This window comes from Nonomuraea sp. NPDC049784 (genome assembly GCF_040659615.1).
Classification (GTDB): Bacteria; Actinomycetota; Actinomycetes; order Streptosporangiales; family Streptosporangiaceae; genus Nonomuraea.
In genome coordinates this window covers 1-11,083 of record NZ_JBFAMX010000325.1, presented here as the reverse complement: position 1 = coordinate 11,083, position 11,083 = coordinate 1, and the positions used below count along the sequence as shown (strand labels likewise).

Sequence of the window (11,083 nt, the reverse complement as noted above, 5' to 3'; positions counted from 1 at the left end):
GACGCCCCCTCAACACCGCAGCCTGACCAACCGCGAACCGCAGCCCCGGAGCGCCGAACGGGCCGGTTCAGGAGAAGGACGGCGCCAGAGAAGGATGACTTAGGAGGCGGACGGCTCGATCTCCCCCGCGAAGACGATGACCTGGTCGATGAGGCTCCGCCGCAGATGGACGACGTCCGTTCCCGCCAGGCGGGGACCTCCATCCGGCGTGGTGAAGACCCACTGGTACCGGGCCCACTCGTCAGGCATGTCTACCGCCGAGCAGCGCACCATCGTGCCGGTCCCCGCCGGGTGGCGCCGGATGTCCAGCACGAACCGCTCGACCGCCTCGATCCCTTCACTGCGGCCCAACGGCCCCCAGAAGACCACGTCCGAGGTCAGGGCCTGGGAGAGCAGCGCAGTCACATAGCTGTCGTCCGAGGCGTTGAACGCGGAGATGAACGTGTCGATCGCGTACCGCGCGGTCTCTTCCTGCATATGCCAGTAATACCAGTCGCTTCGCGAAACACGGTCGGCCCGTGAGCCGTCTCCCGATCACGGTGAACCATCCCGGTCACAGCACTAGCCAACGGCCAACCCACACCCGGCACCGCCCGCCACTTCCGCACTCACACCGGCATTGACCACACCGACGGGGCCGATGCTGACGCCGCCAGCCCGTCCAAGTCCCGGCACCAGGCCCACCGCCCCGGCATCAGAGCCGGAGTCAGCAGCAGTGCCGGAGCCGAGGAGTGCGGCTGGCTGGACTTTGGCTACAAGATCAACCGGGCGTTGAACGGCTGGTTCGGCCTCGTCGCGACCGAGGCGATCCAGCCGGCCTTTCAGGCGGTCGGCACGCTACTGCTGTCCGCGCCGCCATCCATGCTGGCCCGGGTGCAGGAGCTGTCCGCGCACGTCCGAGTGGTGGCCAACGCGCTGCTGACGCTGTTCGTGCTGGCCGGTGGCCTGATCGTGATGGCGTACGGGAGCGTGCAGTCGTCTACCACTGCTCAAGAGCCCGCACCCCCTGCTCGTGGCGGCGATCGCGCTCAACTTCTCGCTCATGGTCTGCGAGCACGCCATCGAGCTGGCCAACGGCCTGGTCGCCGCGTTGCTCGGCGACGGCGTCGACCGGAAGCGGGCTGGCGACCTGATCGCCGAACAAGCTCGCCAACCCGGTCGGCCAGCTGCAGAGTCCGCAGATGTTCTGATCTGGATAATCGGGCTGGCGGTGGCGATGGGCCTGATCTTGGCCTTCATCGCGATCGTGCGCGTGGCCCTGCTGCTATTCCTGATGATCGCGGCGCCGCTCGCGCTGCTGTGCCATGCGCTGCCGCAGACCGAACACATCGCCAGGGTGTGGTGGCACACCTTCACCGGCGTCCTGGGTTTCGGCTGCGGAACGTCTCGTGCTCATCGTCTCTTGGGCTCTGAACCGCGCTAACTGTCCCAGCTCAGCACTGCGGCGGAATCAACTTACCGACAAGAGTGGGGCAGCCTGTGCCCTGGTCGGCAACCGCGTGGGCAAAGCAAGGGTCGTGATCGGAACAGGTTCCCCTGGCCCCGGCGATGAGGATCGCCTCTGCTCGATATGTCGGCGTACAGGTCGGATCACGCAGTACAGGGGGCTTTCTCAGCCCTTGTCGTACTGGCGCATGTGCTGGTCGTACTCGGCGTGGGGCTCTAGCCCCATCTCACTGCGACGTTCGTCAAGGCGTTCGGGATCCTCGATGGTGTGCGGGCCGAAACCGCCTTCGGAAGTCTGCTCGTACTGCGTCCCGTACACCTGAGAGCGCCCTTCCCCCACACGAACACGATCGACCAGATACGCAAGCTCCTGCGGTGTCGCCTGCCCTTGGGCGACGGCATCCTGCAGCAGGGGCAGGCATTGGCGCTGAAACTCCCGATCGCGGTCAGCGTGCTGGGCAAGCAGCCAGGCGGCATGCGCGGCTTGCTCACCGACGAGATCGTGGCCGGGCCAGCCTCGTTCGTCGATGACCCGCTTGAGGAACTCGGTGTTGTCGGTGTCCACGCGTTCCCACTCTTCGAGCAGGTCCGCAGACAGCGGCTCACCCACCGGGACGCGCAGCCGCACCTCCTGATCACGCTCCATGCGGGCCAGCAGCTCGTCGCGAAGCTCGGGATCGAGCACGTGCGCCTCCCCTCAAAACAACTCGGGCATGGTCACCTCTTGAGATGTTCGGATCGCTGGCGCTCGCCTCCTCCAGCCAGCGACTCGCTGGGCGCGATCCGTCAGGAACACCACGTCCTTGCCGACCGTAGACTCACGAATTGGCGAGGTAAAGCCCACCCGGATGATTGTTGGTTGCTCATCGGGTGCTTGCGTATAGGCGGAACGGCAGGACACTCGCCATCTCATCCCGGCACGATCCGGAGCGACAACAGCGGAGAGACCGCCATCAACGGGTACGTCGCGGCAGACGATGACACATCGATACGGATCCTTTCATGAGCCCAGAAAGCTAAAAGGTGACATGAACGCAAATTGCCTGCGCCCTAATAGTGATTGGATAGGGCAGAGTGTTTTGGCCGACCACTATCCATTGGCCTGGAATAAGCGGGTCGGGATTTCTAGCGTTGACAGGTACGGAGAAAAAGGCCAATCCGAGGCCCCCCTCTATCCAATAACCTCCGCCAGTTGCGACTTTCGCTTCCGGACAGTTGGCTACTGCAACACAGCCACCGAGGGCAACACATTCCACTGGCTCTCCGGTTACAAGCTGGTACCCGGAGAATCTAGGCCAACCCGGTTCGCCTTGCAGACCTTGCTTACCCTGCAGACCCCGCTCACCCTGCGCAGACGGCCGGCCCCCAGGCCGGACCGAGCTCGCCGGCTTGGCCATGGACAGCAAGACCCTGCGCGGCAGCCGCACCGCCGACACCACGGTCCACCTGCTGGCCGCCACTCGCCATGACACCCAGATCGTCGTGGCCCAGCGGCAGGTCGAGGCCAAGAACAACGAGATCCCCACGTTCGCGCCCTTGCTGTCCGGGCTGGATCTGTCGAGCGTGGTGATCACCGCCGATGCCCTGCACACCCAGCATGCCCACGCCCAGCAGATCGTCCAGGCACACGGCCACTACCTGCTCATCGTCACGGGCAACCAGCCCACGCTGCTGAGCCGGCTCAAGGCCCTGCCCTGGCGCGAAGCGATACTCAACGACCGCACCGACGAGACCGGACACGGCCGCCGCGAGATCCGCCGCATGAAGATCTGCACCGTCCGCCCGGGGCTGCCCTTCCCGCACGCCGCCCAGGCGATCCAGGTCAAACGCCGCCGCACCGACCACCACACCGGCAAGACCACCATCGTCACCATCTACGCCGTCACCAGCCTCCCACCGGGCCGCCTCACCCACGCCCAGCTCGCCGCCCTGATCCGCGGCCACTGGAACATCGAAGCCCTGCACCACATCCGCGACGTCACCTACCGCGAAGACGCCTCCCGCGTCCGGACCGGCACCGCACCCCGCATCATGGCCAGCCTCCGCAACCTGGTCATCGGCCTGGCCCACCTGATCGGCTGGACCAACATCGCCGCCGCCACCGACCACTACCGCAGCCACCCCGCCGACGGACTCCAGCTACTCGGTTTCACAACATGAGAACGCTTCGGCCTTGGCCAGCCGGCGACCCCAAAACTGCCACCGCGGAGTTCTCCCGCCCACCTGGCAGTCACGACCCGTTTCACGGCGATCTCTGCTCACAGGTGCTCACGTTCGCAAGTGCGTTGGAGGACGGAGAGGACTCTGCCGTGCGCTCGCAGCCACGGCGAGGATCAACAGCGCGATCGCCACCACGACCAACCCGAAGCAGCCCCCGCCAGGGGGGCGTGGCCTGTTCCTGCGCTCCGAGGCGGCGATGGACCTCCGCATTGCCTCGGCCTCTACCACATCCCCGCACTCGTTGCAGTACGACTCAAATCCGTACTCATGAAAACGGTCAAATTCGTGGAACAGGCCCCCACATTTCTTGCAACGAAACATCTAATCATCCTGGCCACCAATCAGGGGATCGAGCAATAGTCAAGACCCGTGGATCACGAGTTCCTCGGCGGCTGTGGGGACGGGTTCGACCGGCTTGCCGGTCGATGAAGGTCGCACCGGCGCGGACCAGGGCAATCAGGTGGGCGCCGCGCCCCGGATCATGGCCGGCCTCCGTAACTGGCCATCGGCCTGGCCCGCCTGATCGGCTGGACCAACATCGCCGCCGCCACCGACCACTACCGCAGCCATCCGGCGGACGGCCCTCAGCTCCTCGGTCTTACAACGTGAAAACGCTTCGGCCCTGGGTACTCGGCGTAGCAGTTCGCCCTCGGCGTCTTCACCACCGTGACACCCGCTACGGCGAAGATCTCGTCGAAGACGGCGGTGAACTTGGCCTCCCGATCGCGGATGAGAAAGCGAACGACGCCACCCGCTCACCGAAACCGATCAGGAGATTGCGGGCCTGCTGGGCAGTCCACGCTCCAGTTGTGTGGGAGGTCACCCCCAGGGTGTGCACGCGCCGCGTGTGCACATCCGTCACGAACAATACGTACAGCCGCTTCAGAGTGATCGTGTCAACGTGAAAGAAATCGCAGACCAGAGGCCCTTGAATCGGCAAGCGGAGGAAGGCCCGCCATGAGGTGTCGAGATCGCGGGGCGCCGGACTGATGCGCCGCGAGCGCAAGATACGCCGCACGGTTGCCTCGCTGACCTGGTGGCCAAGCCGCACCAGTTCCCCATGCAACCGATCGATATCCCCGAATTGGATGGCGAGTCACTCGTCCTGCGAGGGGTCTTCCGGGAGTTCCGTCGGCGGGCAACGGGGCGGTGTAACGCAGCCACTTGTTGCGCTGAGACGCAAACACTCAGGTGAACGGCCGGCCGTTCAGCAACGCCCTGCCGAGAGCGGTGATGTGATGGAAAATGGTGTTGCCATCACGTCTGGAATCAACCAGGCCGGCATTGCGCAACACTGTCGTGTGCCGGCTCGCCATGGCCAGCGAGATGCCGAGGCGCCGGGCCAGCTCCGTCGTGGTCATGGGGCCGGCGACCTGCTCCAGGACGTAAGCGCGGGTCCGCCCGAGCAGAGCCACGACCGGTTCGTGTTCCATCGTGCCGTCCGCCCGGACACGAGGCAGCCAGCCGACGGGCGGCTGTACGGGAAAGCACAGCACAGGCGGCAAATCGGTGTCCCGCAGCGTGATCGGATGGCGGCGGCAGAACGCTGACGGCAGGAGAACGAGACCGCGCCCCTCAAGGTGCACGTCATGGTCCACGTAGTCGAGCACGCTCAGGACCGGTGGCTCCCACACCACGTCAGGATGCAGCTCGCCCAGCAGGCGATCGACGCCACCGTCGGCGAGCCCCTGCAGCCGCCGGTCGCGGTGGGCCTGCAGGTGTGGTCGCAGCATGCGTTTGTACGGAGCTATTCCGGCACGGTGATACTCGGTAATGGCGTTGCCCAACCGGTCGAGCATCGGAGCGCCTCCGTCCAGCAGCGCTCTGATGGACGAGGAATTCGGCTGCTTGTCATTGAAATAACTCAGCTCCTCGCGGAGCCGTTGCGTCGGGGTGGACAACAGCCAATCCAGTTGCTCCTCCAGCGCGGCGCCCCCGCGCCCAGGGGTGAGGAAATCCGGCGAATATCCTTGGGGCGGCGCCAATGACAGCAACAGGCGTATATCAGGGACTTTCACCTGCCGCGTCCGCCGCCACCACTCCCCATAAATCAGGTCCCGCCCTTCCTGCAGCACATGCAAGCTCAGCAGCACGTCCCACAACGGGTCCGTGTCCTCGGCCAAAGTAATCCGCCGTAAGTCCTGGCTGGTGAAGTGTATTCGCAGCACTTCAGCCCTCTCGTCTCGTCGGAGCAGATCTCCTCATCCTTCGACTACCGTCCGGGCAGAATGGTTTGACCTTCTTCGCCTGGGTACGCCGGGGCCGTTCGGCCGCCGAACTCACTGGCGCGATCGACCGTCACGTCGAGGATGACCAGCGGCGATGGCGGCCGTGAACAGGGCCACGTGGACGAATCGGAGCGCTTCGGCGAGCCCGGAGTGAGAGGCCTGCGGGACGTGGCGGTCCGCCACCGTGGAGATGGCTGCCGACCCCTGCCGCCTGCCCCCGCCTGGTAGCCGCGACTCCCCCGCCATTTCCTCAGCCAGGCTTGTGAACTGTGTTATTGCGTCAGCGTGCAAACGTTTGACCCGGCAGAGCCGTATCCGGCATTCTCGTGAGAAGCCAATTCATCGTGGCGGTACGCATATCGGCCGATGCGAGTCTGAAAATCCTTATTTTTATGGCACGCGTCATGTCCGGCTGCGGCTGAGTGTCTCTTATACGTTCAGCGGAGATCAGCCGGACGGGCTCATGGCGTCCCCCGAATTCGAAGGGAACACTCGTGACTGAACTCATCACTCGTCTCGGTGAACGCATGATCAGTGCGCTGGTGCCGCAGGAGAAGGCCGAGGCGGTGGGCGGCTGCAAGGTCTACTCGTGCTATTGCCCTTATCACGCAGCCTGGGGGACCTACTCATACGACACTGTCCACGGCACCTACTGCTGGTCCTGCAGGCACTCGTGACGAGCGCTTGAGCCGTCTGGGTTCCAGCGGCCTCGAGCGCTCCCGAAGAGACGGTAGACAGTGGTGAAGGGGGATGGCGTGGCGCTGCTCACCGCGAGCGTCGTGACAATCGCAATCTTGTGCGCGTTCAACCTGGTGCTGGTGTTAGCCCTCGCGAAACGGGTGAGGGATCTTGCGACCCTGGTGGCTCAGGCACGCAATACCGGGAACGTGCGGGACGGTTTCCTGGCGGTCGGCGAGACGGTCGGTGATTTCACGGCACGGACGGTTGACGGCCGGGAGCTGACGCGCGATGCGCTGACCGCCGGAGCTGTGGTCGGATTCTTCAGCACCAGCTGTGGAGCATGCCGGGAGAAGATCCCCGCTTTCGTCGAGCAGGCACGTGAACTTCGCGGCCAGGGACGGCTTGCGCTGGCCGTGGTGGTGACGGGACCGGACGATCCGGCGTCTTATGTGGAGCCGCTGGAACAGGCCGCGCACGTGGTGGTGGAAGGTCACGATGGTCTGGTCGGCAGCGCGTTCAAGGTCGGGGCCTTTCCCGCGTTCTGCGTGATCGGCGACCACGCGCGGGTGCTGGCGGTGAGCGCCGATCCCGGCGAGGCGGCACATGCGCATGCTCCGGCCCTCCTGGGGAGGGCCGGAGCATGATGGGCCGGCCTGTGGCAGGTCCGGCGCTCGGCGCCGTTCGGCACGGTGGACGGCTTGTCGGGCTCTGCGCGCGGGCGGCCATGCCGCACGTCTGGGGCTACTTCCTGCTCGAGATCCTGATCGGGACGCAAGGGGTGGCGGCCGCCTGGCTCACTAAGGTGGTCATCGACGGGCTAATCGGGCAAGTGCGGTTGGCGGACGTGCTGTGGCCGGTGACGGTTCTGTCGGTGCTGGGACTGGTACGCGGGGTCGCTCCACTGGCCCGCAGGTACCTGGTCGCGGAGATAGACCGCCGAGCGGCCTTAACCGCACAGGACGGCCTGTTCAAGGCGATCGAGCGCTTCGTCGGGCTCGATCGCCTGGAAGATCCGATCTTCCTGGACCGGCTCCGGCTCGCGCAGCAGAGTGTGTTCGCGCCCGGCAGGTTCGTCGAGGCGGCCTTCGGCATCTTCCGGGGAACGGTGTCGCTCGTCGGTTTCATCGGTTCTCTCGCCGTGATCAGCCCACTGGTCACCGGCATCGTCGTCATCGCGGCGGTCCCGGGGTTCGTCGCCGAGTTCCGCGTGTCACAGCGCCGGCACAAGATGTTCATGGACATCGGCCCGGCACAACGGCGGGAGCTGTTCTACGCGAACCTGCTCACCAGCCCGCAGGCGGCCAAGGAGATCCGCCTGTTCCAGCTCGGCCCGTTCCTGCGCGGCCGGATGACCGGCGAACGGCGGGCCGCGAACGCGGCCAAGCGCCAACTCGATCGGCGTGAGCTGACGACGCAGACCGGGCTCGTCCTCCTGTCGATCATCGCCTCCAGCGTCGGCCTGGTGTGGATGGTGGCGGCGGCCGGTCGTGGTCAGCTCACGATCGGAGACGTGTCGGTGTTCATCGCCGCTGTGGCCGGTACCCAATCCGGTCTCACCGACCTGATCGTCTCGACCACCGCGGCGTACCAGGAGGCGCTCCTGTTCGAGCACTACGAGGCCGTACTGCGCGCCGCCCCTGCGCCTGTCCCTGCTTCGGCTGCCCGGCCCGCCACTGTGCCCGCGCTTCGCGACGGCATCCGGCTGCGCGACGTGTGGTTCGGCTACAGCGACGATCACGACTGGGTGCTGCGCGGGGTCGACCTGTTCATCCCTGCGGGCGCTACGATCGCGCTCATCGGGGCCAACGGCGCCGGCAAGAGCACGCTGGTGAAACTGTTGTGCCGTTTCTACGAGCCGACCCGAGGCGCCATCCTCTGGGACGGCATCGACATCCGGCAGCTCCCGCACGAGGAGCTCCGAGCTCGGATGGGCGCCGTCTTCCAGGACTTCATGGAGTACGACTTCAGCGCCGCCGACAACATCGCCGTGGGTGAGCTGTCCGCGCTGGACGACGAGGTCCGCCTGCGTAAGGCCGCGGAGCTCGCGGGGATCCATGACGCCATCAGCGCGCTGCCCCGCGGCTACCAAACCCTGTTGACCCGGATGTTCGTCGCCGGCCCCGGCCCGGCCGGCTCGGACGTCGGAGTCGTCCTGTCCGGCGGGCAGTGGCAGCGCATCGCCCTGGCCCGCGCCTACCTGCGCCAGGACTGCGATGTCATGATCCTGGACGAGCCCAGCTCCGGGCTGGACGCCGACACCGAACATGACCTGCACACCAGGCTCAAGGACATCCGCAGCGCAAAGACCAGCATCCTGATCTCGCACCGCCTCGGCGCCGTACGGGACGCCGACCTGATCTTCGTGCTCGATGACGGCATCATCGCCGAGCAGGGCACACACGCCCAGCTACTGACTCTCGACGGCGACTACGCGCGGATGTTCTCCCTGCAGGCGGCCGGCTACCAGAGCGAGCAGGTAGGTCAACCATGATCATCGCACTGGCCTGCGGCCTGGTCATCGCCGCGGCCGCATGGGCCGGGCTCACTCTGCGACGCCGGCTGCTGGTCATCGCGGTGATCGGCAACAGCATGCAGCCGACGTACGGCCCGGGAACGCGCCTGCTGGCCCGGCGTGTCGCGGACGTCTCCAAGCTGCGGAGAGACGACGTCATCATCCTGAGACCACCCGCCGCGGAACAGCCGGTCGGCGTCAGAGTGCCGGCCGCCGACGGAAGGGTGATGGCCATCGGCTTGGGGCCGGTGACCAGCCTGGTCGTCAAGCGGGTGCTCGCGCTGCCCGGCGATCCCGTGCCGCGCGACCGCGTCCCCTCACTCGCTCACGTCGATGAGGAGACCGTCCCCGCGGGACGCATCGTGGTCCTCGGGGACAATCCGGAGGAGTCGGTGGACTCTCGCAGGTACGGCTACCTCTCGGAGGATACGCTGGTCGCAGTGGTCATCCGCGCACTGGCGGGGAATCAGGCTGCTCCAGGGCCTTGGCATAGCCCTTGACGGTGGTTGGTCGACCGCAGGGACCTCCAGGCGCAGGGTCCGTACCGACATCGCGATGTCGCCTCCCAGACCGCGCGCAAGGCGCTGATCGGCGCGCCGGCGTTCATCCGGCACAGCAAGGCCCACTCCCTAGCCCGGTGGCGGCCCCGTCCTGGACATGGGGCCGTACTATCTGGCCATACTGGTGAATCTTGCCGAGCCCGTGCCGGACCGCATCGAGGTCCACTGAAGGGACGCTCACCTTGCCCAATCCCAACCCCTTCGACGGCAACGTACGACTGCGGCGACGCGAAGACGCGGACCGGTCCGTCCTGCCACCTGTCGCCGGCCTGTTCGGCGCGGTCGGCGCCAAGGACCAGACGCGCCGCGCGCTCGGTTTCGGGGAGTGACCCCTGAGCAGACCGCGACGCTGAGCGCGGTCGTCGACACGATCGTCCCCGCCGACGAGTACCCGAGCGGCACCGAGGCCGGCGTCCTGCACTACCTCGAGCAGCAGACCGGCGTGCACGCGGACTACGGCGCGGGGCTCGACGCCATCGAGGCCGAGGCGCGAGAGAGGTACGGCGCGAGCTTCCCCCTGCTCGCGTACGAACGACGCGAAGCGCTGCTGCGGGATCTGGAGGCCGGCGCCACCCGCACGCCGTGGCCGTTCGACGCGGCGGTGTTCGTGAGCACGGTGGTGGGGCACGTCATGGAGGGCTTCTACGGTGACCCGGGCAACGGCGGCAACCTCGACGCCGTCTCCTGGCGGATGATCGGGTTCGAGGTGCGGGGATGATCAGGCGAGAGGTGCGCGGCTGATGCGGGTGGACGCGGTCGTGATCGGATCGGGCGCCGGGGGCGGGGTCGCCGCCGCGGTCCTGGCTGAGGCGGGCAAACAGGTGCTCGTGCTGGAGCGGGGCCGCGATCTCACGTACGACCGGATCGGCCGCGATCACCTGCGCAACCACCGGATCGCCCGCTATCCGCACCGGTCCGGGCCGGACTACGAGGACGGCCCGCGCGTCTTCGTCGACGCGATGGGCCGCGAGCAGCTGGTACGGGCCCACGAGCCGGGCTTCCACGGCAACGCCACGCTGGTCGGCGGCGGTACACGGCTCTACGGGGCCCAGGCGTGGCGGTTCCTGCCCACCGACTTCGCCATGGCGAGCACGTACGGCGTGCCCGCGGGGAGCAGCCTCGCCGACTGGCCCATCGGCTACGAGGACCTGGAGCCCTATTACGAGCGTGCCGAGTGGGAGATCGGGGTCTGCGGCGACCACGCGGCCAGTAGCCGTTATTGGACGCGTGCCAGGCCGTACCCCATGCCCCCGCTTCCTGAGGGCCTGCAGGCCAGAGCGCTGCGCGGGGGTGCGGCGGCCCTCGGCTGGGACGTGCTGCCGGTGCCTCTGCTGATCAATTCGGTGCCGTACGCCGGGCGGTCCGCCTGCACCCGCTGATTCCGGGGAGACAGCCGCGCTGCCCACGCCTCGCGACGTGAAGCATGATGCAGCGAT

12 protein-coding genes are annotated in these 11,083 nt (G+C 66.8%); 9 read left to right on the top strand and 3 right to left on the bottom strand.

What is annotated here, in order from left to right:
• Positions 1-99: 99 nt before the first annotated feature.
• Positions 100-477 carry a nuclear transport factor 2 family protein gene (locus tag AB0J09_RS40920; RefSeq protein WP_360703381.1) on the bottom strand — a complete coding sequence of 126 codons (378 nt, stop codon included), beginning with the start codon at positions 475-477 and terminating at the stop codon, positions 100-102.
• Between the two features lie 535 nt (positions 478-1,012).
• On the opposite strand from AB0J09_RS40920, the gene AB0J09_RS40915 reads away from it, so the two are divergent.
• Positions 1,013-1,423 carry a hypothetical protein gene (locus AB0J09_RS40915; protein WP_360703378.1) on the top strand — a complete coding sequence of 137 codons (411 nt, stop codon included), beginning with the start codon at positions 1,013-1,015 and terminating at the stop codon, positions 1,421-1,423.
• 189 nt (positions 1,424-1,612) lie between these two features.
• Here AB0J09_RS40915 and AB0J09_RS40910 read toward each other — a convergent pair whose 3' ends face one another.
• Positions 1,613-2,131 (bottom strand): DUF6624 domain-containing protein, encoded by a 519-nt coding sequence (locus tag AB0J09_RS40910; RefSeq protein ID WP_360703375.1) that lies wholly within the window; start codon positions 2,129-2,131, stop codon positions 1,613-1,615.
• A gap of 710 nt (positions 2,132-2,841) precedes the next feature.
• On the opposite strand from AB0J09_RS40910, the gene AB0J09_RS40905 reads away from it, so the two are divergent.
• Positions 2,842-3,606, top strand: a complete 765-nt coding sequence (locus tag AB0J09_RS40905; protein WP_360703372.1) for an ISAs1 family transposase — start codon at positions 2,842-2,844, stop codon at positions 3,604-3,606.
• Between the two features lie 1,247 nt (positions 3,607-4,853).
• Here the strand turns inward: AB0J09_RS40905 and AB0J09_RS40900 are convergent.
• Entirely contained in the window at positions 4,854-5,789 is a 936-nt protein-coding gene (locus AB0J09_RS40900) for a helix-turn-helix domain-containing protein (RefSeq protein ID WP_360703370.1), read from the bottom strand.
• 599 nt (positions 5,790-6,388) lie between these two features.
• On the opposite strand from AB0J09_RS40900, the gene AB0J09_RS40895 reads away from it, so the two are divergent.
• The 7 genes from AB0J09_RS40895 to AB0J09_RS40865 all read left to right on the top strand — a co-directional run bounded on the left by AB0J09_RS40895 (position 6,389) and on the right by AB0J09_RS40865 (position 11,026).
• Positions 6,389-6,571: a hypothetical protein gene (locus AB0J09_RS40895; protein ID WP_360703367.1), complete on the top strand. Its 183-nt coding sequence runs from the start codon at positions 6,389-6,391 to the stop codon at positions 6,569-6,571.
• Positions 6,572-6,649: 78 nt separating this feature from the next.
• The gene (locus AB0J09_RS40890; RefSeq protein ID WP_360703365.1) at positions 6,650-7,219 is read left to right on the top strand and encodes a TlpA disulfide reductase family protein; all 570 of its coding nucleotides are present in this window, start codon (positions 6,650-6,652) and stop codon (positions 7,217-7,219) included.
• Positions 7,216-9,066, top strand: a complete 1,851-nt coding sequence (locus tag AB0J09_RS40885; protein ID WP_360703362.1) for an ABC transporter ATP-binding protein — start codon at positions 7,216-7,218, stop codon at positions 9,064-9,066. The genes AB0J09_RS40890 and AB0J09_RS40885 overlap by 4 nt, the downstream gene beginning before the upstream one ends.
• Positions 9,063-9,587, top strand: a complete 525-nt coding sequence (locus tag AB0J09_RS40880) for a S26 family signal peptidase (RefSeq protein WP_360703359.1) — start codon at positions 9,063-9,065, stop codon at positions 9,585-9,587. Before AB0J09_RS40885 ends, AB0J09_RS40880 begins: the two co-directional genes overlap by 4 nt.
• Positions 9,588-9,829: 242 nt before the next feature.
• On the top strand, positions 9,830-9,976 hold the full coding sequence (locus tag AB0J09_RS40875; RefSeq protein WP_360703356.1) for a hypothetical protein: 147 nt from the start codon (positions 9,830-9,832) through the stop codon (positions 9,974-9,976).
• On the top strand, positions 9,973-10,365 hold the full coding sequence (locus AB0J09_RS40870; protein WP_360703353.1) for a gluconate 2-dehydrogenase subunit 3 family protein: 393 nt from the start codon (positions 9,973-9,975) through the stop codon (positions 10,363-10,365). Before AB0J09_RS40875 ends, AB0J09_RS40870 begins: the two co-directional genes overlap by 4 nt.
• Positions 10,366-10,387: 22 nt before the next feature.
• Positions 10,388-11,026, top strand: coding sequence for an NAD(P)-binding protein (locus tag AB0J09_RS40865; RefSeq protein ID WP_360703350.1), 639 nt, complete (start codon positions 10,388-10,390; stop codon positions 11,024-11,026).
• Positions 11,027-11,083: the final 57 nt, after the last annotated feature.